The 23,104-nt window shown below is 64.4% G+C and carries 22 protein-coding genes; 9 read left to right on the forward strand and 13 right to left on the reverse strand.

Going from position 1 to position 23,104, the window contains the following annotated elements; genetic code table 11:
- Positions 1 to 237: 237 nt before the first annotated feature.
- Positions 238 to 2,247, reverse strand: coding sequence for a 7TM diverse intracellular signaling domain-containing protein (locus HHL22_RS01525; RefSeq protein WP_169529208.1), 2,010 nt, complete (start codon positions 2,245 to 2,247; stop codon positions 238 to 240).
- 182 nt (positions 2,248 to 2,429) lie between these two features.
- Here HHL22_RS01525 and HHL22_RS01530 point away from each other — a divergent pair, with 182 nt between their 5' ends.
- Positions 2,430 to 3,533, forward strand: coding sequence for a sensor histidine kinase (locus tag HHL22_RS01530; RefSeq protein ID WP_169529209.1), 1,104 nt, complete (start codon positions 2,430 to 2,432; stop codon positions 3,531 to 3,533).
- A gap of 153 nt (positions 3,534 to 3,686) precedes the next feature.
- The gene (locus HHL22_RS01535) at positions 3,687 to 4,430 is read left to right on the forward strand and encodes a LytR/AlgR family response regulator transcription factor (protein WP_169529210.1); all 744 of its coding nucleotides are present in this window, start codon (positions 3,687 to 3,689) and stop codon (positions 4,428 to 4,430) included.
- A 225-nt stretch (positions 4,431 to 4,655) separates the two neighbouring features.
- On the opposite strand, the gene HHL22_RS01540 is transcribed toward HHL22_RS01535, so the two are convergent.
- On the reverse strand, positions 4,656 to 5,045 hold the full coding sequence (locus HHL22_RS01540; protein WP_169529211.1) for a Spy/CpxP family protein refolding chaperone: 390 nt from the start codon (positions 5,043 to 5,045) through the stop codon (positions 4,656 to 4,658).
- 241 nt (positions 5,046 to 5,286) lie between these two features.
- On the opposite strand from HHL22_RS01540, the gene HHL22_RS01545 reads away from it, so the two are divergent.
- From HHL22_RS01545 to HHL22_RS01560, 4 genes are all read left to right on the forward strand, one after another.
- On the forward strand, positions 5,287 to 6,102 hold the full coding sequence (locus tag HHL22_RS01545) for an SDR family oxidoreductase (protein WP_169529212.1): 816 nt from the start codon (positions 5,287 to 5,289) through the stop codon (positions 6,100 to 6,102).
- 156 nt (positions 6,103 to 6,258) lie between these two features.
- Positions 6,259 to 8,913, forward strand: a complete 2,655-nt coding sequence (locus HHL22_RS01550) for an MGH1-like glycoside hydrolase domain-containing protein (RefSeq protein WP_169529213.1) — start codon at positions 6,259 to 6,261, stop codon at positions 8,911 to 8,913.
- 47 nt (positions 8,914 to 8,960) lie between these two features.
- On the forward strand, positions 8,961 to 9,587 hold the full coding sequence (locus HHL22_RS01555) for a cyclase family protein (RefSeq protein ID WP_169529214.1): 627 nt from the start codon (positions 8,961 to 8,963) through the stop codon (positions 9,585 to 9,587).
- Between the two features lie 102 nt (positions 9,588 to 9,689).
- The gene (locus tag HHL22_RS01560; protein WP_206680676.1) at positions 9,690 to 10,211 is read left to right on the forward strand and encodes a gluconokinase; all 522 of its coding nucleotides are present in this window, start codon (positions 9,690 to 9,692) and stop codon (positions 10,209 to 10,211) included.
- Between the two features lie 15 nt (positions 10,212 to 10,226).
- Here the strand turns inward: HHL22_RS01560 and HHL22_RS01565 are convergent, their stop codons facing one another.
- Positions 10,227 to 11,087, reverse strand: a complete 861-nt coding sequence (locus HHL22_RS01565) for a hypothetical protein (protein WP_169529215.1) — start codon at positions 11,085 to 11,087, stop codon at positions 10,227 to 10,229.
- Positions 11,088 to 11,322: 235 nt separating this feature from the next.
- Here HHL22_RS01565 and HHL22_RS01570 point away from each other — a divergent pair, with 235 nt between their 5' ends.
- Entirely contained in the window at positions 11,323 to 13,455 is a 2,133-nt protein-coding gene (locus HHL22_RS01570; protein ID WP_169529216.1) for a hypothetical protein, read from the forward strand.
- Between the two features lie 23 nt (positions 13,456 to 13,478).
- Here the strand turns inward: HHL22_RS01570 and HHL22_RS01575 are convergent, their stop codons facing one another.
- From HHL22_RS01575 to HHL22_RS01590, 4 genes are read right to left on the reverse strand one after another with little or no spacing between them, the layout of a single operon-like run.
- Entirely contained in the window at positions 13,479 to 14,453 is a 975-nt protein-coding gene (locus tag HHL22_RS01575) for an alpha/beta hydrolase (RefSeq protein ID WP_169529217.1), read from the reverse strand.
- Positions 14,450 to 15,115 (reverse strand): pseudouridine synthase, encoded by a 666-nt coding sequence (locus HHL22_RS01580; protein ID WP_169529218.1) that lies wholly within the window; start codon positions 15,113 to 15,115, stop codon positions 14,450 to 14,452. The genes HHL22_RS01575 and HHL22_RS01580 overlap by 4 nt, the downstream gene beginning before the upstream one ends.
- 13 nt (positions 15,116 to 15,128) lie before the next feature.
- Positions 15,129 to 15,584 (reverse strand): HAD family hydrolase, encoded by a 456-nt coding sequence (locus HHL22_RS01585; protein ID WP_169529219.1) that lies wholly within the window; start codon positions 15,582 to 15,584, stop codon positions 15,129 to 15,131.
- 10 nt (positions 15,585 to 15,594) lie between these two features.
- Complete coding sequence (locus tag HHL22_RS01590) at positions 15,595 to 17,676, reverse strand: VWA domain-containing protein (RefSeq protein ID WP_241737940.1); 2,082 nt, start codon at positions 17,674 to 17,676, stop codon at positions 15,595 to 15,597.
- Positions 17,677 to 17,948: 272 nt separating this feature from the next.
- Between HHL22_RS01590 and HHL22_RS01595 the strand changes: the two genes are divergently transcribed.
- Entirely contained in the window at positions 17,949 to 18,095 is a 147-nt protein-coding gene (locus tag HHL22_RS01595) for a hypothetical protein (RefSeq protein WP_169529220.1), read from the forward strand.
- 72 nt (positions 18,096 to 18,167) lie between these two features.
- Here HHL22_RS01595 and HHL22_RS01600 read toward each other — a convergent pair whose 3' ends face one another.
- A complete protein-coding gene (locus HHL22_RS01600; RefSeq protein ID WP_195809210.1) occupies positions 18,168 to 18,851 on the reverse strand; it encodes a response regulator transcription factor in 684 nt (227 codons plus the stop codon).
- A complete protein-coding gene (locus tag HHL22_RS01605) occupies positions 18,823 to 20,373 on the reverse strand; it encodes a sensor histidine kinase (RefSeq protein ID WP_169529221.1) in 1,551 nt (516 codons plus the stop codon). Before HHL22_RS01605 ends, HHL22_RS01600 begins: the two co-directional genes overlap by 29 nt.
- Before the next feature lie 135 nt (positions 20,374 to 20,508).
- Between HHL22_RS01605 and HHL22_RS01610 the strand changes: the two genes are divergently transcribed.
- The gene (locus HHL22_RS01610) at positions 20,509 to 21,204 is read left to right on the forward strand and encodes a hypothetical protein (protein ID WP_169529222.1); all 696 of its coding nucleotides are present in this window, start codon (positions 20,509 to 20,511) and stop codon (positions 21,202 to 21,204) included.
- A gap of 8 nt (positions 21,205 to 21,212) precedes the next feature.
- On the opposite strand, the gene HHL22_RS23715 is transcribed toward HHL22_RS01610, so the two are convergent.
- The 4 genes from HHL22_RS23715 to fabG are packed head-to-tail and all read right to left on the reverse strand — an operon-like array spanning position 21,213 to position 22,955.
- Entirely contained in the window at positions 21,213 to 21,608 is a 396-nt protein-coding gene (locus tag HHL22_RS23715) for a YiiX/YebB-like N1pC/P60 family cysteine hydrolase (RefSeq protein WP_206680677.1), read from the reverse strand.
- The gene (locus HHL22_RS23720; protein WP_206680678.1) at positions 21,605 to 21,862 is read right to left on the reverse strand and encodes a hypothetical protein; all 258 of its coding nucleotides are present in this window, start codon (positions 21,860 to 21,862) and stop codon (positions 21,605 to 21,607) included. Before HHL22_RS23720 ends, HHL22_RS23715 begins: the two co-directional genes overlap by 4 nt.
- Before the next feature lie 36 nt (positions 21,863 to 21,898).
- Positions 21,899 to 22,180, reverse strand: coding sequence for a DUF7660 family protein (locus HHL22_RS01620; protein WP_169529223.1), 282 nt, complete (start codon positions 22,178 to 22,180; stop codon positions 21,899 to 21,901).
- 25 nt (positions 22,181 to 22,205) lie between these two features.
- Positions 22,206 to 22,955: a 3-oxoacyl-[acyl-carrier-protein] reductase gene (fabG, locus tag HHL22_RS01625; RefSeq protein ID WP_169529224.1), complete on the reverse strand. Its 750-nt coding sequence runs from the start codon at positions 22,953 to 22,955 to the stop codon at positions 22,206 to 22,208.
- Between the last annotated feature and the right edge of the window lie 149 nt (positions 22,956 to 23,104).

Here is a 23,104-nt window from a genome sequence, read left to right on the forward strand (position 1 = left end):
TGCTGCAAACGGCTCTTTCGAGTGGATATAATGGTTGGTGCTTACGGTTACAGCACAAGTTGGGAGCCCTAATTGTAGCGCTGGTGGGGCGGAGGGCACTATTGCAGAACCTGGTGCTAGGGCTAAAAAACAATGAGCTTTCAGTGACTTTTTTCTAAAAAAAGTGGGTGGGTGTTTACTCACTTTTGCTCACCACCTAAGTTTCCTGCAATCGTTGCCGGAAAAGATTTGATTAACCTAAGCTTGCTCAACTACTCCTGGTAGTTCTTCTACCTCTAGCTCGGCAGTGGCGTCCAGTAGCACATGGGTCCAGGCTTCCCCTTCCTCGTAATCGGGCGCTTGGCTGCGGCGCTGCAAGGCGGCCAGCACTTTTTGCGCAAAGGACCAGCTAGTAGCCGGACGTAGCTCCAGCACCCGCGCCAGTTCGGCGGGGGCAAAGCGGCCCCGGTGGGCGTGCAGCAGAAAAACGGCGTACAGCGCTTTTACGATGGGGAACTTACATTTTTGCAGCAGCGTGCCCGTGGTAGCCGACTCGACGTAGCGGCAGCGGGTGCAGCGGCGGGCGAAGGGCTCGCGGGCTTCGCAGCTTTTTTCGTGGCCGCACTTGCGGCAGTGGTAGCCGTGCTGCCATTTCAGGTCGGCCAGGTAGCGCAGGCACGCGTCCTTGTCGGGATAAAGCTGGCTGAACTCGCCAAAGTCAAACTCGCGGGCTTCCAGGCGAGCCTCCTTTTGGTCCTGCACCTCGCGGCTCAGGTTGCGGTTGAGCTGCTCGATGGCAGCCGACTGCAGCGCCAGCAGGCTATTGGTTTCGAGCAGTTCGCGGTTTTGGGCGGCAATGGTGTCGTTTTGCTGGCGCAGCTCGTCGGTGCGGCGTGCTACCAAGGCTTCTAGCTCGGTATTTAGCTGGTCTTTGAGGGCCTGGTTTTCGTGCAGCTTCTCTACCAGCAACTCCTGGGCCCGGTGGCGCTTGCGTAGTTGCTTCAGCAAGCGGTGCTGGGTGCGCAGCGTGGTGTCCATCAGGCTTTTAATCTTGTCGGCCAGGGCGTAGCTCAAAATGGCGATTTCCACCACGAAGGCCACGTTGAGGCTGTACACCGTATAGGCGTTGTTGTAAAACTCCAGCCCCAGCTTGCGCGCCACCAAGAAAATGAGGCTGGCGGCCACCAGCGCCTGGGCTAGCAGTAGGTAGCGGGCCGGGGCCAGCCCTTCGCGCCACACGCGCCAAGCCGCGTAGTAAAGCAGCCCGTAGGGCAGCAGGTAGAGCCAGAAGCCTGAGCCCGAGTGCATCAGCGCCGCGTCGAACACCAGCAGCGCCACGCTGCCCCCCACCACCCAGCGAATAAGCTGGTCGAGGCGCGGCTGGCGGCTACTGGTTTCCAAGAAAGTGCGGGCGTACTGGCTGAAGGTAAGCAGCAGCAGCACGGGGGCCGCCACCCCCACCAAGTGGTTGAAGCCCGGCCCGTCCGGCCACAGGTACTGAAACCCTAGGCCGTCTTCCGACAAAAAGAGCAGCGCCCCGCTCAGCACATACAGCACGTAGTAGAGGTAGGGCTTCTCCTTTAGAAAGAAAAAGAGAAACAGGTTGTATACCAGCATGATGAGCACGATGCCGTAGAAGCCGCCTAGCAGCCAGTACTGCAAGCCTAGCTGCGGAATGAGGCTGGCGCCGCTGTGCAGCATGGCCCGGAAGCTGGTGGGCGAGTCGGAGCACAGGCGCAGGTAGTAGGTGGCCGGGCCGGCGCCAGCGTGCCGGGGCAGGTCGAAGAGGAAGTTTTTGTAGGGCTGGGGCCGGGTGGCAAAGGGCAGGTTGGCCCCCGTCATCACGCTGTCGTAGCCCCCGCCGGCCAGCGGCCGAAACAGCGTAGCCGCCCCAATGTGCGGGTCGTACAGCTCGAGGTACCAGTCGGTAGCGGGCCCTAGGCCGGGGCGCACCGTGAAGCGCAGCCAGTAGGTGCTGCGCGGGTGGTGGTTATTGGCCGGGCGGCCGGTGCCGGCCAGCGTGGCAAAGCTGCTCGCGTAGGCGGGGCTGCGCACCAGGCGCAGCGGCAAGCGGTTGCTGGAGTCTTCTAGCACGCTGTAAAAGCGGCCGTGAAGAAACTGGGCCGGGCGGCTGGCCGTGGTGACCAGCGTATCTTCGGCGGCGGGCGGGGTAGCCTGGGCAGCTAGCCAGCAGCAGCCAAGCAACCAAGCCAACGCCCAAGGCCGCGCCTGCTGCCAGCAGCGGGCCCGTACAAGCCAAGGCAACATAGTAAAAAAACAGGGTGGGAGGATAGGGTAGGTAAAAATACACGAAATCTTTAATAAAGCTGGGCCGGAGCCAGCCGACTAAAGCTGGGGTGCGGTCGGCACAAATGGCCCGGTGGTCGGGGGCGGGCCCGCCAAGCCAGTAGGCGGCGGTATTTTTGAGTAAGCTGTTTTTTAGCTTTTCTATGCCCGCTACTACTTTTCAGCGCATTATTACCCCGCTCATCCACGTGCTGGCCTGGGGGCTGCTGGCCCTCACGCTGCTGGTGTTTCTACCCTCGGCGGGCCACGTGGTGCTGCCCACCCAGTACTGGGTGAAGCAGGTGGTGCTGCTGCTGCTGTGGGTGGCGGCCTTCTACCTCACGGCCCACGTGAGCGTGCCGCGGCTGCTGCTACGCGGCCACAGCGGCTGGTTTGTGCTGACGCTGGCGGGCGCGGCGCTGGTTATTATGCTGGCGGGCCGGGTGCTCGAGCAAGTGTTGCACCTGCCCGAACTCATGCGCCAGGCTTTCCACGCGGCCGATGCCGCCGCGGGGCGGCCGCCCCGCCCCGGCGCGCCGGGTGGAGGTGGCCGCGGTTACCGCTTCGATTTGGTGAGCCTGCTCATTACCCTGCTGGTGCTGGGCATTGCCACGGCCATTACCATGGTGCAGCACTGGCAGCAGGAAGCCCGCCTGCGCGAGCGCCTCGACCAGCAGCGCACCGAGTCGGAGCTGGCGCTGCTCAAGGCCCAGATTAACCCGCACTTCTTTTTCAATACCTTAAATAACATCTACTCGCTCACCCTCATCGACGGCGAGCGGGCTAGGGCGGCGCTGCATCGCCTCTCGCGCATGATGCGCTACGTGCTCTACGACACGGCCAATGGCGAGGCCCTGCTCAGCCAGGAAGTCGGATTTATTCAGGATTACATCACCCTGATGCAGCTGCGGCTCACCGACCGGGTGCAGGTGGTGTTTGAGCACCCCGAGCCGGTGCGCGAGGCGCGCATTGCGCCCATGCTGCTGCTGCCCTTCGTCGAAAATGCGTTTAAGCACGGCGTGGCCGCCACCCAAACCAGCCGCATCTACATTGCCCTGCGCCAGCCCGCCACCGGCCAGCTCGAAATAGAAGTGCGCAACACACTGCTGCCCGCCACCAGCACCGACCTGGCCGGCTCCAATGGCATTGGCCTGGTTAATACCCGCCGCCGGCTCGACTTGCTATACCCCGGCCGCTACGCGCTGCACGTTGATAAGCACACCCCCGAAAACGAGTTTGCCGTAGAGCTGGAGCTGCAAGTCGCCTAGGGGCAAAGCGGACGAAAAAAGCTGTCATGGCGAGCGCAGCGCAGCAATTGCAACCCGGACGACCCTAGGTGTTAACGTGCTGGTGCGATTGCTTCGCAGGCTCGCAATGACGACTGACTGTGGCGCAATTCATAATTTATAATTAATCAAAAGATGCCCATTACCTGCATTGCCGTTGATGATGAGCCGCTGGCCCTGGCTTTGCTCTGCACCTTTATTGAGCAAACGCCCTTCTTGAAGCTACTGGGCCGCTACGGCAGCGGGGTAGAGGCCCTGCAAGGCCTGCACGAGCTAACCGAGCCGGTTGACGTGGCTTTCCTTGATATTCAGATGCAGGAGCTGACCGGCCTGGAAATGGCGCGGGGGCTGAGCCAGCAGGCCAGCCCGCCGCGCATCATCTTCACCACGGCCTTCCCGCAGTATGCCCTGGAGGGCTACAAGGTAGATGCGCTCGACTACCTCGTGAAGCCCTTCAACTACGAGGAATTTCTGCGCGCGGCCAACAAAGCCCGCGCCTACGCCGAGCTAGCTCACGCCGGCGCCGCCACCCCACCCGAAGCGCTTCCCGCGCCCGAGGAGGATTACCTATTTCTAAAGGTTGAGTACCAGCTGGTGCGCGTGGCGCTGAGCGACATCCTCTACATAGAAGGCCTGAAGGACTACGTGAAGGTGCACCTCAAGAGCACCCCTAGGGCCCTGCTCTCGCTGATGAGCCTGCGGGCGATGGAAGAAAAGCTGCCCGCCCGGCGCTTCTTGCGCATTCACCGCTCGTTTATCGTGGCCCTCGACAAGATAGAGGCCGTGCGCCGCCTGACGGTGCAGATTGGCAGCGAGACGATTCCGGTGGGCGAGCAGTACAAGGAAGCGTTTCAGCAGTTCCTCAGCCGCTGGAGCTAGGCGCTGCTTGCCTTTCTATAGCTATACTATATTAAGTATAGGTGCCCTAGGGGGAAGCGAGGCAAGAAAGGCTGGCCTCGCGTGAGGCGCAACGTGTGCGCAACAACCAGCGTTGCAGGGCCGGCCGGTGCCTGAATGCCGCCCGTGCCCTAGGGTGCTGCCTTATAAAAAAGGCCTTTAGCACGCGCTAAAGGCCTTTTGGGTTGGTTCGCTGGTACTAGTACCTTAGTTGCTGGGCGCGGGGCGCTGGCCGCGCTGCGGGCGCATGGACTGGTACTTGGTGAATTGCTCGGGGGTGAGAATCTCCTTCATTTTGGCTTCCATCTCGGTGCGGCGGGCTTGCATGGCCTGGCGCTCGGCATCGGTGGGCGGGCCGCTGGGGCGGTTCGCCATGGCCGCGCGGTTTTCGCTCATCAGGGCCTGCACCTTGGTTTGCTGGTCGGCCGTGAGGTTAAGCTCCTTCATCATATCGGCCTGGCGGCCCATGCCCATGCCTCCGCGTCCCTGGGCGGGCGCCGCTTGGTCGGGGGTGGTGGTTTGGGCGTGGGCGGCGCTGGTAGCGGCCAGGCCGAGGGCGGCCAGTAGGCTTGCTTGGAAAATGAAACGAGTAGACATCGGGAAAAAAGGGGGAAAGGGTGAGAGCCACCGCGTTAGCCACAGCGGTTGACTAAAAGTAGGTATATACGCGCATGCGTCAATACTGGTAGTCGGCCAGCGCCCCCAATGTGCCGACCAACGCCAGCGGCGTGAAGAGTTGGTGAGAAAAACCCAATTTTCCAACCCGCGCCCGCCAAATACCGTCTAGCAGGGGGCCGGTGCGCCGGCCGCTATTCTCCAATCAAAACCCTTCTTTTGTATGCCTACTCCCGAGTCGTCCCGCCTAGCGGGGCAGTTTGCCTTGGTTACTGGCGCCAGTTCCGGCATTGGGGCGGCCGTGGCCAAGACCCTGGCCGCCCAGGGCGCGGCCGTGGTCGTCAACTACATCGGCAACCCCGACGCGGCCGATGCCGTGGTGCAGGAAATAGCCGCGGCGGGCGGCACGGCCCTGGCCATCATGGCCGACGTGAGTAAGGAAGACCAGGTGCAGGCCATGTTTAAGCAGGCTGTCGCGCACTTCGGTACCCTGCACATTGTGGTGGCTAACGCGGGCATTCAGGTCGATTCGGGCTTTGTGGACATGACCCTGGCCCAGTGGCAAAAAGTGATTGACGTGAACCTGACCGGCCAGTTTTTGTGCCTGCGCGAGGGCGCCCGCGAGTTCATCCGGCGCGGCCCGCAGCCCGAGGTAAGCAAGGCCCTAGGCAAGCTGCTGTGCATGAGCAGCGTGCACGAGGTGATTCCGTGGGCTGGGCACGTGAACTACGCCACCAGCAAGGGCGGCATCATGCAGCTCATGAAAAGCGCCGCCCAGGAGCTAGCGCCCCAGAAAATTCGAGTGAACGCCATCGGGCCGGGAGCCATTAAAACGCCCATCAACCACGATGCCTGGGCCACGCCCGAGGCCGAGGCCAAGCTGCTGACGCTCATCCCGTACAACCGCGTGGGCGTGCCCGAAGACATCGGCCAGCTGGCCGCCTGGCTGGTGTCGGACGAGGCGGACTACATCACGGGCCAAACCATTTTCATGGATGGCGGCATGACGCTGTACCCCGGCTTCGCCACGGGCGGCTAGCCCAGGCCCGCTGCTAGCGGCGCCGGGCCGGCGCGGCGTGCTGCGCACTAAGCGCTGCGCCGGGCCCTAGGGCCGGTGGCCGCGCCCAAGCCATCCCAAGGGATTTGGGCGGTGGCACTTGCGCAGTTATTCTATAAAAGGTTAACAGATAGTATTTTGAACGCCGAGCAGCAGCGCCTTCAGGCAGCGAATACCAACCAGAAAGATTGGCGCCACTACGGGCCCTACCTCTCGGAGCGGCAGTGGGGCACTGTGCGCGAGGACTACTCGGCCGGTGGCGATGCCTGGAACTACACCACCTTCGACATGGCCCGCTCCTACACCTACCGCTGGGGCGAGGAGGGCCTGGCCGGCTTCTGCGACACGCAGCAGCTGCTGTGCGAGTGCCTGGCGCTGTGGAACGGCCAAGACCCGTTCTTGAAAGAGCAACTCTTCGGCCTGAGCGGGCCCCAGGGCAACCACGGCGAGGACGTGAAGGAGCTGTATTACTTCCTGGACGCCACGCCCACGCACTCCTACCAAAAGCTGCTTTATAAGTACCCGCAGGCGGCTTTTCCCTACGAGCAGTTGCTGAAAGAAAACGCCGCCCGCGACCGTCTGGAGCCCGAATACGAGCTGCTGGACACGGGTATTTTCGACGAGGGCCGCTACTTCGACGTGTTCGTGGAGATGGCCAAGGCCGATGCCAACGACCTGCTGTTTCAGTACACCATCGTGAACCGCGGCCCCGAGGCGGCCACCGTGCACGTGCTGCCGCAGCTCTGGTTTCGCAACTCCTGGACCTGGGGCTACGACAACTACCGCCCGCAGCTCCGGGCGCTGGATGACCATACGGTAGCCGTGGCGCACCGCGAGCTAGGCGATTTGACCTGGTACGCCGACGGCCGGCCCGAGCTACTGTTTTGTGATAACAACACCAATGTGCAGCGCCTCGACCACCACCCCTCGGACGAGCCGTACTATAAGGATGGCATCAACAACTACTTGGTGGATGGCCAGCGCGGCGCGGTAAACCCCAGCCGCGTGGGCACCAAGGCCGCCGCCCACTACGTGCTGACGCTGCAGCCCGGCGAAAGCCAGCAGGTGCGGCTGCGCCTAGGGCCCACTGGGCAGGTAAGGCCCTTCGCCGATTTCGAGCAGGTGTTCGCGCAGCGCCAGCAGGAAGCCGACGAGTTTTACGCCGACTTGCAGCGCGACATCACCAACGATGATGCTCGGCTGGTGCAGCGCCAGGCCTTCGCGGGTATGCTGTGGAGCAAGCAGTTCTACGACTACGACGTGCCGCGCTGGCTGGCCGGCGACCCGGCCCTGCCGCCGCCCCCGTCCGAGCGCCTGACCGGGCGCAATGCGGAGTGGCGCAGCCTGACCAATTACGACATTATCTCGATGCCCGATACCTGGGAGTACCCCTGGTACGCGGCCTGGGATTTGGCTTTTCACTGCCTGCCGCTGGTGCAACTCGACCCCGAGTTTGCTAAAAACCAGCTGCGCCTGCTGTGCCACGATTGGTACATGCACCCCAACGGCCAGCTGCCGGCCTACGAGTGGCACTTCTCGGACGTGAACCCGCCGGTACACGCCTGGGCCACGTTCCGGGTGTTTAAGATAGACCAAAAGCAGCGCGGCGACGCAGGCGATATTGTGTTTCTGGAAACCGTGTTTCACCGGCTGCTGCTCAACTTCACGTGGTGGGTGAACCAGAAGGACCGCGACGGGCACAACATTTTTGAAGGCGGCTTCCTAGGCCTCGACAACATTGGGGTGTTTGACCGCTCGGCGCCTTTGCCTTTCGGCGGTACCCTAGAGCAGGCCGACGGCACGGCCTGGGTAGCCATGTTCGCGCTTAATATGATGCGCATTGCTCTGGAGCTGAGCCAGTCCAACCCGGTGTACCAGGATTTGGCGTGCAAGTTCTTCGAGCACTTCCTCTACATTGCCGAGGCCATGACCAACGTGGGCAACACGGAGCTGGACCTGTGGGACGACGAGGACGAGTTTTACTACGACGCCCTCAACAAGCCCGACGGCAGCCACGAGCTGCTAAAAGTGCGCTCGATGGTGGGGCTGATTCCGCTGTTTGCGGTAGAAGTGCTCGACGAGGACTTACTGGTGGGGGCACCCGTTTTCCTGGCCCGCATGAACTGGCTGCTCACCAACCGCCCGCACCTGGCCGACTTGGTGAGCCACTGGCAGGAGCCGGGCAAGGGCTCGCGCCGCCTGCTCAGCCTGTTGCGCGGCCACCGCATGAAGCGCCTGCTATTCAGAATGTTGGACCCGGCCGAGTTCTTTTCCGAGCACGGCATCCGCAGCCTCTCGCGGGTATACTTCGACCAGCCCTACGTGTTTGAGGAAGGCGATTCGAAATTCACGGTCAACTACCAGCCGGCCGAGTCGGAGAGCGACATATTTGGGGGCAACTCCAACTGGCGCGGCCCTATTTGGTTTCCGGTCAACTTCTTGATTGTGGAGTCGTTGCAGCGCTTCCACCACTACTACGGCGACGACTTTAAGGTGGAGTGCCCCACGCACTCGGGCCACTACGTCACCATCCTGGACGTGGCCGAAGAGATTGCCCAGCGCCTCAACCGGCTTTTTCTGCGTGATGAGCACACCGGCCAGCGCGCCTGCTTTGGCGAGCGCAAGCTGCTGCAAGATGACCCCCACTTCCGCGACTACGTGCTGTTCAACGAGTATTTCAACGGCGACACTGGCGAAGGCCTGGGCGCCAGCCACCAAACCGGCTGGACTGGCCTCGTAACCAAGCTCTTGCAAGCGCGCTACGATATTAAGTTTCACTACGAGGAAGAATAGCCCCTAGGGCTATGGTCATGAAGTACTAGCCACTAATCACTGTAAAAATGCCTGTTCCTGCTCCCTGGCTCGACGCCACCACCGCCATTCGCGACCACATGGTGCACTGGCCCGATAACCTGGGCGTGACCGTGCAGCGCACCCTGAGCCAGGACCGCGGCGACGCCGCCAACGTGACCGAGCTGCACCTGAGCGCCCACACCGGTACCCACGTCGATGCGCCGTTGCACTTTACGAGCGGCGCCGCCGACAGCACCGCCCTCAACCTGGGCCACCTGATGGGCCCGGCCACGGTAGTCGCTATCCAGGACCCTAGGGCCATTACGCTGGCCGAGGTGCAGCAGCTCAGCATCAGGCCGGGCGCGCGGCTGCTGTTCAAAACCCGCATCTCAGACAGCGAGTGGAGCACCGCGCCGTTTCAGCCCGACTTCGTGGCCCTGGATGGCGACGCGGCCCGCTACCTGCGCGACCAGGGCGTGGTGTGCGTGGGCGTCGATTACCTGTCGGTGGGCAAGGCCGATGCCCACCACGCCCTGCTCGACGCGGGCGTGTGCGTGATTGAGGGCCTGGCCCTGCAGCGCATTGCGCCCGGCGAGTACGAGCTGCTGTGCCTGCCCCTGAAGATAGTGGGCAGCGACGGCGCCCCCGCGCGGGTACTACTGCGCCCGCTGTAACCATTTATAAGCTACTGGCTAATAGCTATTAGCTAATGACTTTTATTTCCTCCAATTGTTAAAAAACTAGCAGCCAACAGCCACTAGCCAACAGCTAAAACCATGAACCACCCCCTTATTATCCTGATGGGCGTATCGGGTAGCGGCAAGTCCACCATCGGCAAACTGCTGAGCCAGCAGATTAACGTGCCCTTCTACGATGGCGACGACTTTCACCCCGCCGCCAACAAAGAGAAAATGGCCAGCGGCCAGCCCCTCACCGACGACGACCGGGCGGGCTGGTTGGCCGACCTGGCCCGGCACCTGGGCGAGTGGGAGCAGCAGGCGGGCGCCATTCTGGCTTGCTCGGCCCTTAAGGAAAGCTACCGCACCACGCTGCAAGCCGGGGCGCAAGCCCCGCTGCACTGGGTGTTTTTGAGCGGCGACCCGGCCCTGCTGCGCCAGCGCATGGAGCACCGCCAGGGCAGCTACATGCACGCCACCATGCTCGACTCGCAGCTTGAAACGCTGGAAGTACCCGCCTACGGCCTGCACCTCGACGTGGCGGCCACCCCGCAGCAGCTGGTAGACCAGATTAAAGCCTGGCTGCCGACCGACGTGGCGGCTGCCTCGCCCGGCGCCTAGGCCCTAGGCCCCCGCCTACCAGAAAGTGCGGCTCACGGCCAGCGTGCCGTAGAAGAACGAGCGGTCGTCGCCGCCGGTGGGCACGTGCAGCGGCACCAGGTAGCTGGGCGTAGCCGCGAAGCTGAAGCGCCCGGTGCGGTAAGTGACGGGCAGCGAGAACGTGTACCCTAGGGCTGCGAAGCCCGGTGAAGCTGGCACGTCAAATACGGTTGTGGTGGTGCGCTTGCGCACCTTCACGGTGCTGGTTTTGCCCAGCGAGTTGGCGTAGAAATGCTGGCTGCCGGCCCCAAATTCTATGGTGGGCTCGAGGGTGAGCGTGTCGTGGGCCAGCACTGGCAGCTGAAACGGATGACTCAGGTCGAAGGTGAGCACGAAGTCGTTGGTGCCGCCCACAAACCAGTCGGCGCTGGCGCTGGCCGTGGCCAGGTCGAAGAAGTGCGTGACGCTGGCGCTGAGGTCGTTGCGCAGCGAGGCTTGCACCAGCGCGCTCTCGCCATACACAAATAGGCGCGTATACTCGACCACCCAGTACGTAGCGGAATTGCTGGTAGACTGCCAGCCTAGGGTGCCCTCGCCAAAGTTGATAAACGGCTCGCTCAAAAACGTATAGGCGTAGGAGTGGTTGAGGTAGCCCGAGGCCAGGAAGCCGCTGGGTGCCTGGTAGGTAAGCAAGGTGCCGAGGTAACCCCGGTCGTCGGCCGACTGGGGCGCCCGCTGCAAGTACACCGTGCGGTTGGCAGTGCTGAGGGTGGCCGTGAGGCGGGGCAGGCTAGGGTTAGGCACGAAGGTGCGGCTGGTATCGGCAGGCAGCGGGGCGGCGGCAGTGAGGCTAGGCAGCGGCCCAGCCAGCAGCGCCACCCAAAGCAGGCAAAGCATAAAGAAAGTAGGGGCGGAAAGAAGCTGAAAAGGTGAGCGCTAAGGGATGTGCGCCGCGTGAAGGCCACCACCGCCGCGCGCCGCGCACCGCTTGGCGCCGCTAAGTTTGGCACAATTGCTGGGCGGCTGCCGGCTTGGACTGCGCCGGAGCCCTAGGGTTTAGTGGAGCTTAAAAACCGCCGATACTGCCGGAGGCTTGGCGCAAGCCGTGGTTAAGGTGGACATTTGCACCCGTATGAAACTACCTCTTTGGCGCGGCCTGGCCGTTTTAGGGTTGTTGCTGGCCAGCCTGGGGCCGGCCTGCGCCCAGGCGCCGCTGCTGCGCTCGCTCTCCCTCACGCTCGACACCACGCGCTACACCCTGGGCGAGCAGATGCTGACAGTGGCCGGCGAGCCGCGCCTGTATTTTTACTACCATCTCGACGACCAGGCGGCCGAGCTGAGTGTGGTGCCTACCGTGCCCGGCCGGCCCCCTAGGCTGCTGCCCTCGCCCGAGTTTGTGCTGCAAGACTCGCTGGTGCTGGGGGCCAATGGTGAGTACCACGGCACGCTGCGCTTCCGCAACCTCACGGGCTCGCCGTTTGTGCGGCTGGCCTTTGCCCCGGCGGCCGACTCGGCGGGGGGCGTGGCGCGGGCCCGGCAGGTGGTGAGCTTGCTGCCGCTCACCAACACAGCACTTGATGCGCACCTGACTGATAATGAGCTGTATATTGGCGAGGAGCGGGTCATTGAGCTGAGCAGCGACAACATCGCCAACGTGCGGCCCATGGCCGAGTGGACCAAGGGCAAGGACATCGACCACAAGCTGGTGCGCGAGAAAAACGGCCTGTTTCTGCACGTGGTGCCCAATAGCCTGGGGCCACACTCATTGGTGCTGCGCGCCCAAACCGAGCGCCCGCGCCTCGACGACGCCGGCCGCCTTACCTACCAGCTGGCGCCCCTGCGCTTCGATTTTGTAGTGAAAGCCAGCCGCCTGCGCTTCCTCACACCCGAGCGCAAAGACGTGGTGTACGACGAGGCGGGCCGCACCCAGGGCACCGAGTTTGTGCTCGACGACGGCCACAACTTCGAGCTGCGCCACACCTACCGCATCGAGGCCCAGCAGGAGCCCGGCGGCGCCCTCGTGGCCGAGCTGTTTACCCGTAGCTACTTGAGTAACGACCGGGTACTGTGCACCTTGCGCGTGTACAACACGCACCGCCAGAGTGAGGGCTACCTCTTCATCAAGGATGGCGACCTGGCCCGCTATATCACCAACTTCGATATTACGCCCCGCCCGCGCATCGCGGTGCTAAGCGTGCTGCACCGCGGCGGCGACTGGAGCCAGAACTCCACCGTGAGCCCCGGCGAAACCGTGGACGTGCGCCTGGAGGGCGAGTCGCTGCTCAAGGGCCGCTACCACTTCGACGGCGCCAACATCATCCCCTCCGACTCGTCCACCCGCTCCGAAAGCGCCGTTATCTACCGCGTGCAGGTGCCTTTGAGCATTGTGCGCAAGCGCATTGTCATCTTCGATGGCAGCACGCCCACCAGCTTCGGCCTGAACGTGCAGGAAGCCAAGCGGCCCCACCAGCTCAACTTCGTGCAGGTAAACTACGGCGCCGGCCCTAGGCCCATCACCCAGCTCAACGGCCCGGTGCTCTACGACAAAACGATTTCCGACGTAGTGTTCAGCTTCAACACCAACGCCATCGACGAAAGCGGCAGCCTCTACGGCCGCCAGTACCTGGCCATGGACGTGCGCACCGTGGACGACAAAGGCAACCTTATCGACCAGCGCACGGTGGACCAACTGGTTATCTGCCCCGGCGAGGCCTCGCCGCGCTACGCCTACTACCAGGGCAACGACTGCCAGGTGGGCAATTTCAGCCTCAACAGCATCCTGGGCCGCAAAACCTACGACCTCGACGCCTGGTACCGCATCATTATCACCGTGCGCGACATTGCTGGGCAGTACAGCGAAAAGGGCTACTCGCAGCAGATTGAGCTGGTGCTGCGCCGCCACATCAGCTTTGATATCAGCGTGAGCTTCCCAGCCGGCTTGCTGCTGAAATCGGTAGACGAGCCTGGCTACGGCAGTTTTAGCGGTATTAGTTTAGCCACCCTAGCCCAACTCAGCTTCTATGCTCCCGACCGTATCAATAAGTTGCGTCCTTATAAAATAGGCGCGGGTTTTGTAGCGCTCAATGCCTTTAATTTGGCAGAAAACGCCACTGGTCGCGACTTAGGCTTGGTAGTAATCGGGTCAGTGACACCCATTCGTCCGAATGCAAAGCTGACGTTTCCGCTGTATTTAGGAGCGGGTTACCGTTTATCAAAAGGAGATTTATTTTTCTTACTGGGGCCAGGCATTGGCGTATCTTTTTAGAGGCTAGTCCTGTTGCAAATGCTTTAGCGGGGCAACTGCCCCAGCCACCCTGCTACAACCTGCTGCCACTGCTGCGGGTGGCGGCGCCAGTAGGGCTCGTGGCCCGACCCTAGGAAATCGACGCGCTGCTTGGGGCCAGCCAGGTGGGCGAAGATGCTGTCGGTTTCGGCGCGCAGCACGCGGCGGTCGGCGGTGCCCCACAGCAGCAGCGTGGGCGTGTTGATGCGGCGGGCGTAGGTTTCGGGGTTGAGGCCGTAGGCCCAGAAGCCGTTTTGCACACCGCCCCAAAACAGCAGTAGGTCGGCCACCGGGTACACCGGGGCGTGCAAGAGGCGAAAACGGTTGATGACGGCCTGGCGCATGGTGCCGTAGGGGCACTCCAGGATGTTGGCCGTGGGGCGCACGCCCAGCTCGGCCTCGGCCCGCGTGATGGCCGCGGCGCCCATGCTCACGCCGTAGAGCACTAGGGGCTGGGCGGGCCCAGCGCCGGCCCGGCCGCGCAGGTAGCGCACGGCGGCGGCCACATCTTCGGCCTCGCGGTAGCCCACGGTGGTGCGGCTGCCCGCCGAGCCGCCGCTGCCTTCCTCATCTACCAGCAGCACCGCCCAGCCCAGGCTGCGAAACGCCGCCGCCTCGTGGCGCAAGTGGCTTTTGCTGCCGCCGTAGCCGTGAAACAGCGCCACCGTGCCTCGCCTCGGCCCTAGTGGCGCGGCATACCAGGCTTCCAGCAGCCCGTTGAGGCTAGGGAAACGCACCGTTTGAAACGGAAAAGCAGGCAGCGAGTCGTTGCGCGGGCGCGGGGTGGGCAGGCCCGTGAGCGCCAGCCGCAGCCGCTGCACCGCCGACAGCTGCTCGGGTCGCGGCGCGCGCGGCCCGCTTGCCACAAAGTGGGTAAGCCGCCAGGCCTGCATAAAGGCAATTGCATTTAGGCCTACGAATAGCAGCAGGACGAGCACCAGCAGGCGGCGCGACCAGCGGCGGCGGTTGTTAGGTTTCATCGGGGGCGGAAGGGCCGGCGCTTGGCTGCCGGCTGGGTGGTGGGGTAGGGGCGCCGGCCCCCCGCCACCGGGCCGGGGGCCGGTGCCTGCCCTAGGCCGCGCAGTGCCTGCACCTCGGCGGCCGTTAGCTCGCGGTACTGGCCGGGCGCCAGCTCGCCCAGGCTCAGCGGCCCTAGGGCCACCCGCACCAGGCGCAGGCAGGGCAGCCCCACGGCGGCGCACATCTTGCGCACCTGCCGGTTCATGCCCTGCGAAATCGTGAGTTCCAGCCAGTCGGTGGGGATGGCCGCCCGGTAGCGAATGGGCGGCGTGCGCGGCCAGGGCCCGGCCGGGTCGGCCGCAGGCAGGGCCTGGGCTTCGGCCGGCAGCGTGAAGCCGTCTTTAATCTGCACGCCCTGGCGCAGCTGCCCTAGGGCCGCCTCGCTCACTAAGCCCTCTACTTGGGCGTGGTAGGTTTTGGGCACCTTGAAGCGCGGGTCGCTCAAGCGGTGCTGCAGTTGCTTGTCGTCGGTGAGCAGCAGCAGGCCCTCGCTGTCGTAGTCGAGCCGCCCCACCGGGTACACGCCCGGCACCGGCACGTAGTCCTTGAGCGTGGCGCGGCCGTGCTCGTCGGTGAACTGCGTGAGGACTTCGTAAGGCTTGTTGAGGAGCAGGGTGGGCATGAAAAATAGGTGCTTACCTGGCGGAAGCTAGTTGCTGTAGCTGTGTTTGAACGGTCATAACCCACGCTGTATTAGTGGGTTCAATCTGGACGACAGGAAAGCCAAAACGTTGCCCTTCTAACTCAACGCCCTTTGAGTCGTCTATCAATGCATTAATGCCAAACGTTGGGGGATGCTTAGTACTTCGAACCTGCACCTGCTTGTTATGACGCGCCTGATTGATAATGCCATCAGCTCGCAAGCCATACGTCCACAGCATCTTGCGGATATAGAAAGAGCTGCGGTAAGAGGTTGTGTAAATCCAGACCTCCCAGCCCTGCTGGCGGCAGTAAGCAAATAACTCTTGCACACCCGACCGCAGTAACTGGGTGCTCAGCATCCTTTGCAGCAGCGGGTACTTTGCCCGCGCTAGTGGGAAGTCGAAGTCATTGCGGATTAGTGTGTTATCAAGGTCGAACGCAATGCGCATATCCGTTTTCCTACACCCCGCCCTGGTACTTGCGCGTGGCCCACTCGGCGCCGAGCAGTGCCAGCAGCGCGAAGAACAGCCACTTTATGTTTATTAGCTCTTTGAGGTCTTCCTCGCTGGAAATAACGGGCTTGAAGTTCGCCTTTTCGATAGCTTGCGCTAGTTGGTCGAGTTGGCTAGGGTAGTAAAGGTGGCCGCCGCTGCGCTCGCTAAGCTGGCGCAGCAGGCGCAGGTCGGCGCGGGTTTCCTGGGCCTCCAGGGGCTGGTTTTGCACCAGTAGCTCGCCGCTGGCGGTTTGGGGCTGGCCGCCTAGGGTGGCGCGGGCCTGGTAGCGGTAGGTGCCGGCCGGCAGCGCCCCCAGGTGCAGCGGTGCCCCATCGGCGGCGCTGCTGAAGCCGACGCTGCGCACCGGGCGCCGGGTTGAATCGGTGAGGGTGAGCGTGATTTTCTGGTCGTAGATGCGCTCAAATACCGCGTTGTAGGTTTCGGCGGCCAGCGTCACGTCGTCCTCGGTGCCGAAGGCGTCCTGGGTGGGGTACACGTCGAGGCGCTTGCGGTTGGCATTCTGGGTCAGCAGCTGCAAGGTACGGCCAATGAGGCGGTCGTAGGCCTCGGGGCGGTCCTGGTGGGCGGCGGCCTCGGTGAGGCGCCACTGCCAGGTATTTTCGGCCAGCAGCGTGGCCGTGCGCACGGGTGCCGCTGCCCCGCTAATGGCCAGCAGCGGCTTCTGAGTGGGCAAGCGGCCCACCTGCTGCCACAGCGCCGCCTCGGTGCCGCCACTCAGGCGCAAGTCGCCGAAGGGCACCGGTGCGGGCGGGTAGGCGGCAAAGCGTCGCCGCGTTTCCTCGTCGAAGCTGAAGCGCGAAAAGCCGGGGTTGATGAGCGGCGTTACCTCGTCGGTCTGGGTGCCGCGGGGCTGCACGGCCAGGCCCGTATTCAGCTGGTTATAAGCCCCTAGGTCACTTTGCGCGCCCAGCACGTACAGCACGGGCACCCGCGCCGCCCGCACCCGCGCTAGCAGCTCCTGCCCGAGGCCGCCGCGGGCCGGCAGCTGGTGCAGCACTGCCACGTCGAAGGTGGCGCTGGCCGGCAGCGGGGCGCCCACGCCGGCCACGGCCAGCGTGAGGTCGAAGTTGTCGTTGGCCAGGATGGCGGCCCGCAGCGCCTTGAGGTCGGGGTGGGGCGCGGCGCCGGCCAGCAGCACCCGCAGCTTGCCCTTCACCACGTCGATAAACGCGGTGCGCGCGTTGTTGAGGGTCGTGAACTCGCCCGCCTGGGGGCGCACGCGCACCTCGTAGCGGCGCCGGCCGGGCGCGGGCGCCAGCAGCTGAAACGCGGTGCGCACCAGTTGCCGCCCGGTGGGCAGCGCCACCACCCGGCTTTGCAGCACCCGCCCGCCTTCGCGCACTTCCACGGTGGCCGCGCCACCGGCGTAGCCTTCGTAGCTGACTTCCACCTCCAGCGGAAACTTGTTGCCGCTGAACGCTACGCGGTTGTAGCGTAAGTCGGTCAGGCGCAAGTCCTTTTTGGCAATGCTGTCGCCGAGAGCCACCCCGAAGATGGGCACGCTCGACTCGCCCGGCTGGGGCTGCTGACCCTGGTTGACCAGCCCATCGGTGGCCAGCACCACGGCGGCCAGGTTGCGGTCGGCGTTGGCCTCGCGGCTGTCGGCCAGCAGCCGGCCCAGGTCGGTGCGCGAGGCCGTGAAGCGGAGCGAGTCGGGCGCAGCCTCGGCCTGGGTGAGGGTGCGCGTTTCAACCCGGAAGCCCTTATCGCGCAGGGTGGCGGCCAGCTGCGGCAGCCCTGCCGTAAGCTGCCCTAGGGCCGGCGCGGGCGTGAAGAGCTTTATGGACTGCGAGTTATCGACGGCTAGCACGACCGTAGGCTGCTCGGTGTGGGTGGTGCGGGTTTGCACGAAGGGCGCCAGCAGCAGGTAGCATAGGAAGCTCACTACTACGAAGCGCAGTGCCGCTAGCGCGTAGTTGACGCCCCGACTCCAGGGCGCCCGCGCCGAGTAGAGCAGCGCCGCGTAGCCCGCGCCCACGGCCAGGCACAGCAGCAAAAACCAGGGAGAATAGGCGGTCGAAAGCAAGGAGAAGGCAGGTGGCCCGGTGGCCGGCGGTTCGTAGCAAATGTAAGCGCCCCGGCCGCCCTAGGGGCTACGCAGGCGCGGCAGCCTTCCCAACGCCCGCCGCCGCGTTTTAGTTGAGCGGCCTACTACTACGGCCGAGCTTGCCGCTACCTTTGGCCCACCGCACGGTTATCCCGCCTCACCACACGGCTGCCCCTGAAAAGGCGAAGCCCCCGGTGCAGGAACACCGAGGGCTTCTGGAAGTAGGTGGTTGCACACCTAACTCCAATCCCATGAGAAAGATACGTGCGAAGGTACGGAAAAACAAAAAATCCGTGCCGCCTAAACCGCCAGAAGCCGGCAAAGGTTTCTGGCTCTGGCTGCTGCAAGAGGCGCTGCATACGGCACTGGCCGTCGCGGCCTGCCACTGGCTCGGCTAGCAGGTTGGCAGGGGGCCGCGCCGGGAGGGGTGGCTCCCTGTTTGGCGCGCGGCGTACCCTAGGGTTGCTTTTCTACGTGATAAGCTTGTAGCCCACGCCGCGCACGTTCAGGATTTCCAGCGTGGGGTCGGGGCGCAGCAGCTTGCGCAGGCGCGAAATGTAGACGTCCATTGAGCGGGCGGCGAAGAAAGAGTCGTCGCCCCAGAGCTGGCGCAGGGCCGCGCGGCGGTCGAGCACGCCGTTGCGGTACTGCACCAAGAGTAGCAGCAACTCACTTTCGCGCGCGGAAAGTCCCACCACCGATTCGCCGCGGCGCAGCTCTTGCCGCCGCGGGCTAAACTCAAACTGCCCTAGGGCCAGGCACTCGCCCAAGGCGGCGGGGGCGGGCGGCTGGCGGCGCAGCAGCTCGCGCACCCGCACCAGCAGCTCATCCAGGCTGAAGGGCTTTTTTAGGTAGTCGTTGCCGCCCGCTTCGAAGCCCTGCACCACGTCGGCCGGGGCTGAGCGGGCGGTTAGGAACAGCACAGGCAGCCCGGGCAGCGTTTGGCGCAGGGCGCGCACCACCGCGAAGCCGTCTAGCCCCGGCAGCATCACGTCCACCAGCAGCAAGTCGGGCGGGTGTTGCTGGCAGGCGCGCAGCCCGGCGCGGCCATCGGCGCAGGCCGTGGCCGCGTAGCCCACGCGGGTGAGGGCATCTACCACCAGGCGGGCCAGGGCGGGCTCATCCTCAAGTACTAGCAACTGGGCAATCGGCATGCAGCAACGAAATAGGGTGGGGGCTGGGCGCCGCCGGGGCCAGGGGCAGCACGAGCGTGAAGGTGGTGCCGCGGCCGGGCTGGCTGCGCAGCGTGAGCGCGCCGCCGTGGGCCGCCGCCACCTGGCGGGCGTAGTGCAGGCCCAGGCCGTAGCCCTTCACGGTGTGCACGTTGCCGGTGGGCACCCGGAAAAACTGCTCAAATACCCGCGCCTGGTACTCGGGCGCAATGCCGGGGCCGTCGTCGTGCAGGTGCAGGGCCACAGTGGTGGCATCTATCTCGGCCCCTAGGGTAACGTGCGGGCCGCCGTACTTCAGGGCGTTATCGAGCAGCGTGGCCAGGGCGCTGCCCAGGTGGGTGGCGTCGCCGAGCACGGTGGCTGCCTGTCCCGCGGGCACCCCGCGCAGCTGATGCCCGGCCCGCGCGAAGTGCGGCTGGTGGCGAGCTGCCAGCTCGCTGGCCAGCGCCAGCCAGGCTACGGGCTGCCGCACCAGCGGCAGGGTGGCTTGCTCGAGTGCCACGCCGCGCAAAATGCGGTCGATGAGCGTACCCAGCCGCCCGGCTTCGGCGCCGATGAGCGCGGCGTACTCGGCGGTGGTGGCGGCGTCTAGCTCATACTGGCGCAGCGAGTCGGCCGCCAGTTGGATGGCCGCCACCGGCGTTTTCAGCTCGTGGGTCATGTTGTGGGTGAAGTCGGCCTTGAGGGCGGCCAGGCGCTTTTGGCGCCGCATGGTGCCCACGGCGTAGCCCGCGCCGCCCAGCACCAGGGCCAGCAGCAGCCCCGACGCCAGCAGCACCCCTTGCAGCTGGCGCAGCACCACGCCCGGCGCGGCCGGCAGCCACACCCGCGCCACTTGTTTGCTGCGGTCATACTGCCCGAAGCGCACCGGCGCCAGCGCCAGCGGAAAGCCCGCCGGCCCCGGCTGCAGTGAGTCGGGCGCGCCGGCCTCGGTTAGGCGCACCCGAAAGGGCAGCTCGGCCAGCCCGCGCCGCCGCAGCTCGGTGGCTAGCAGCTGGCCGAACTCAGCCGGGGAGGTGCGGATGCTGCGCTGAGCGGCGGCCAGCTGCGCGCCCAGCCACTGAGTATGAAACACCACGAAACCTTGGTTAAGCTCGCGGCGCACGGTGGTGTAGGCAAAGCGCCGGATAAACCAGGCCCGCGCCGCCGGGGTAATGTGCGCTAGCCGGGGCGTAAAGTCGTCGAAGCTGATGCCTGAGCGCTCGCCGGGCCGGGCCGGCACCCCCGCCACCGTAAACTCGGTGCGGTAGTAGCGCGCATTAATGTGGCAGCTGATGCGGATGTGGGTGCTGTCGCCCAGCCAGCCGGCGTAGCGGGCCAGCAACTGGTTTTGCTGCCGGGCCAGCGCCTGCTCGGTGGCGGCCACCAGCGCCGCCTGGCTGTCTTGGCGCAGGCGCTGGCTGGCCTGCTGGTAAGTCTGCTGCGTCCAGTACGCCTGGAAGGCCACTACCCCTAGAGCAGCCAGCAGTACCAGGCCCGTGGCCAGCCAAATGCGCCGTTTCATGGGGCCAAGGTAGGGGCCGCCACCCGACTAAAAAGCAGTTTTAACACTCGTTAACAGTAGTTAAGGGTAGTTAACCCATTTTCTGGGTGGGGCGCCGGTGTTTTGCAGCATCCTATTACCCTAGCCCCCTTCCTGATGCTAAAGCCCTTTTTGGTGCTGGCCACCCTAGGCCTGCTGCCCGGCCCCGGCCCGCGGCCCGCCACCCACCCGAAGCCCGCCGCCGTGGCCCCCGCCCCCGATAGCACCAGTGTGCGCCTGCGCTACGGCTCACCCAGCGCCGAGCTAAACGAATTGATGGGCCGGGTGCTCAGCATCGAGGAGCACCGCCTGGAGCTGCACGACCGCCGCCTGGCCGGCCGCCGCCTGCACCTCACCTGGCAGGAATACCGGCGCGGCGTGCCCGGCCCCGAGAAAGAGCTGACCACCGACGCCAGCCTCACCCGGCTCGACTCGGCCGGGCGGTTTCGCTTCACCATCTACGCCCGGCAGGCAACCCCCGAACAGGTAGAAAACAAGTTCATCTTACCCCGCGCCAGCGTTACCCGCTCGTTTAAGGCCGCCGCCAGCCAGGCCGACAAGTACAGCCTGCGCTTCGACATCCACCCCACCCGCCGCGCCGCCGACCAGGCCGGCGCCGCCCCCAACAGCCCCGCCGAGGAGTTCAGCCTCCCCCTAGGGGCCAAAACCATCCTGGCCGTGTACACCCTGCCCTACGAGCACGAGGGCATGTACCTCTACTGCGGCCTGGCCCAAAGCCGCGTGCCGGTAACCGAGTGGTACCGCCGCTTCCAGGTGCCGCACTTCGTGGTGTACCGGGCGCGGGTCGAGTAGGGGTAGGCCTACCGCGCCAGTACGGTTACCAACTGCGGACTCTCAAAAACGGCTTGCGGCGAAATGACGGGCTCATCGAGCGGCAGGTGGCGGCCGTAGCGTTCGCGCAGCTTGGCTTGCACGGCCGGGTGGCGCAGGTCGAAGTCGCGCAGGCGTTGTAGGCGGCCCAGCTGCTGGTGCAGGCCCCGGTCGTACACCTTCCAAATTAGCTCCGAGCAGTAAATCTGCTGGTCCGACCAGTTGAAGGCCAGGTCGTAAGGCCGGCCCAGCAGCGGCTGCCCGGCCGCCCGCAGGTGCCCTAGGGCCACGGGCGTCAGCACCGCATCCGCGTCGCGCAGCCGCTTCACCACGAAGTGCTGGCCCTGCCCCCGCGCCACCCAGCGGGCCAGCGGCGTCAGCTTCACCGGCTGCACGGCCTCAAAAACCTGCCCCCGCCGCCGGTTTTATACAGCAGTCCACAATGGCTATAGGGCGAGTGCGTGGCTAGCTGAATGGCCTGGCTTTGGGCCGATTGGGAGGTGTGGAAAATCAAGTCGCCCTCGCGCAGAGTAGGGCCTATGGGCTGCACGGCGGCGGTAGCTTGGCGCAGAGCCTGCCAGCGGTATAGCTTGGCGGAGAGGCGCGGATAGGTGAAGAGGCCGACCGCGCCAAGTAACAAGGGAGTAAGTAATAAGCGCAGAGGATTCATTACTAGCTATTCGTACACGGTAGCGCTCCGTAGCATATCTGCAAAAACGCGCCAAGAAGCCGTGTCAGCATCGATTTCTTCTCCACCGGCTTTTGCTAGATTTTGATAGTAGCCATCTACGTCGGCTGCGTAAGAAGCCAGTGCTTCTAAAAAATCTCTCAGATTCTGGTTCTCCCAATTCTTGCCAGTTTTCTGGTAATCTGTTAGCAGGTTGTTTAGAAATTCAATAAAGTCATGACGACTCTTGACTGCTGAAGTTTCCGAGGAATACAAGTCGAGGTCGTTCATGGCTGTTTTGATTTAAGTTCGTTTTTTACGTCAGCATCCCGCCATCCACTTGCAGCACCTGGCCGGTGATGTAGCTGCTGTCGTCGGAAGCCAGGAAAGCCGTGGCTTTAGCCACGTCGTCGGGCGAGCCGCCGCGCTTGAGGGGGATGGCCTTGCGCCACTCGTCCACCTGCTTGGGGTCGAGGGCGTCGGTCATTTCGGTTTCGATGAAGCCGGGGGCAATGGCGTTGCAGCGGATGTTACGCGAGCCCAGTTCCAGGGCCACCGACTTGGTGAAGCCGATGATACCGGCCTTGCTGGCGGCGTAGTTGGCCTGCCCGGCGTTGCCCTTGAGGCCCACCACCGAGGTCATGTTGATGATGCTGCCGGCTTTGGCGCGCATCATGGGTTTGGTGGCGGCTTTGGTGAGGTTGAATACCGACTTGAGATTGACGTTGAGCACGTTATCCCACTGTGCCTCAGTCATGCGCATTAGCAGACCATCTTGCGTGATGCCGGCGTTGTTGACCACGATGTCGAGCTTGCCAAACTCCTTCACCACGTCGTCCACTAGCTGCTCGGCCTGGGCGTAGTCCGAGGCGTCGGAGCGGTAGCCCTTGACTTTGCCGCCGTGGGCGGCCAGCTCGGCCTCCAGGGCCTGGCCCTTCTCCACCGATGAGAGGTAAGTAAAAGCCACCTGCGCCCCCTGCTGGGCAAAGAGGGTGGCAATGGCGCGGCCAATTCCTTTCGAGGCCCCGGTCACGAGGGCTACTTTTCCGGCTAGGGTCTGATTCATGCCGCAAAGGTAGGGGCGCGTCGCACGCGCCCGCCGTCCGCGCCGCCTGGCTGGTTGTGCGCGGCCGGTGCCGAACTAGTTTCGCGCCGCTGCTGCCGCCGGGCTAGGTCTGTGCGGGCGGGCGCGTGCGACGCGCCCCTACCTTTGCC

The organism is Hymenobacter polaris, from assembly GCF_012927305.1.
Lineage (GTDB): Bacteria > Bacteroidota > Bacteroidia > Cytophagales > Hymenobacteraceae > Hymenobacter > Hymenobacter polaris.

Excerpts from the sequence above, each read along its gene's own strand:
- HHL22_RS01525 (WP_169529208.1), bottom strand. The coding sequence starts at position 2,247 with ATGTTGCCTTGGCTTGTACGGGCCCGCTGCTGGCAGCAGGCGCGGCCT.
- HHL22_RS01530 (WP_169529209.1), top strand. The coding sequence starts at position 2,430 with ATGCCCGCTACTACTTTTCAGCGCATTATTACCCCGCTCATCCACGTG.
- HHL22_RS01535 (WP_169529210.1), top strand. The coding sequence starts at position 3,687 with ATGCCCATTACCTGCATTGCCGTTGATGATGAGCCGCTGGCCCTGGCT.
- HHL22_RS01540 (WP_169529211.1), bottom strand. The coding sequence starts at position 5,045 with ATGTCTACTCGTTTCATTTTCCAAGCAAGCCTACTGGCCGCCCTCGGC.
- HHL22_RS01545 (WP_169529212.1), top strand. The coding sequence starts at position 5,287 with ATGCCTACTCCCGAGTCGTCCCGCCTAGCGGGGCAGTTTGCCTTGGTT.
- HHL22_RS01555 (WP_169529214.1), top strand. The coding sequence starts at position 8,961 with ATGCCTGTTCCTGCTCCCTGGCTCGACGCCACCACCGCCATTCGCGAC.
- HHL22_RS01560 (WP_206680676.1), top strand. The coding sequence starts at position 9,690 with ATGAACCACCCCCTTATTATCCTGATGGGCGTATCGGGTAGCGGCAAG.
- HHL22_RS01565 (WP_169529215.1), bottom strand. The coding sequence starts at position 11,087 with ATGCTTTGCCTGCTTTGGGTGGCGCTGCTGGCTGGGCCGCTGCCTAGC.
- HHL22_RS01570 (WP_169529216.1), top strand. The coding sequence starts at position 11,323 with ATGAAACTACCTCTTTGGCGCGGCCTGGCCGTTTTAGGGTTGTTGCTG.
- HHL22_RS01575 (WP_169529217.1), bottom strand. The coding sequence starts at position 14,453 with ATGAAACCTAACAACCGCCGCCGCTGGTCGCGCCGCCTGCTGGTGCTC.
- HHL22_RS01580 (WP_169529218.1), bottom strand. The coding sequence starts at position 15,115 with ATGCCCACCCTGCTCCTCAACAAGCCTTACGAAGTCCTCACGCAGTTC.
- HHL22_RS01585 (WP_169529219.1), bottom strand. The coding sequence starts at position 15,584 with ATGCGCATTGCGTTCGACCTTGATAACACACTAATCCGCAATGACTTC.
- HHL22_RS01595 (WP_169529220.1), top strand. The coding sequence starts at position 17,949 with ATGAGAAAGATACGTGCGAAGGTACGGAAAAACAAAAAATCCGTGCCG.
- HHL22_RS01600 (WP_195809210.1), bottom strand. The coding sequence starts at position 18,851 with ATGCCGATTGCCCAGTTGCTAGTACTTGAGGATGAGCCCGCCCTGGCC.
- HHL22_RS01605 (WP_169529221.1), bottom strand. The coding sequence starts at position 20,373 with ATGAAACGGCGCATTTGGCTGGCCACGGGCCTGGTACTGCTGGCTGCT.
- HHL22_RS01610 (WP_169529222.1), top strand. The coding sequence starts at position 20,509 with ATGCTAAAGCCCTTTTTGGTGCTGGCCACCCTAGGCCTGCTGCCCGGC.
- HHL22_RS01620 (WP_169529223.1), bottom strand. The coding sequence starts at position 22,180 with ATGAACGACCTCGACTTGTATTCCTCGGAAACTTCAGCAGTCAAGAGT.
- fabG (WP_169529224.1), bottom strand. The coding sequence starts at position 22,955 with ATGAATCAGACCCTAGCCGGAAAAGTAGCCCTCGTGACCGGGGCCTCG.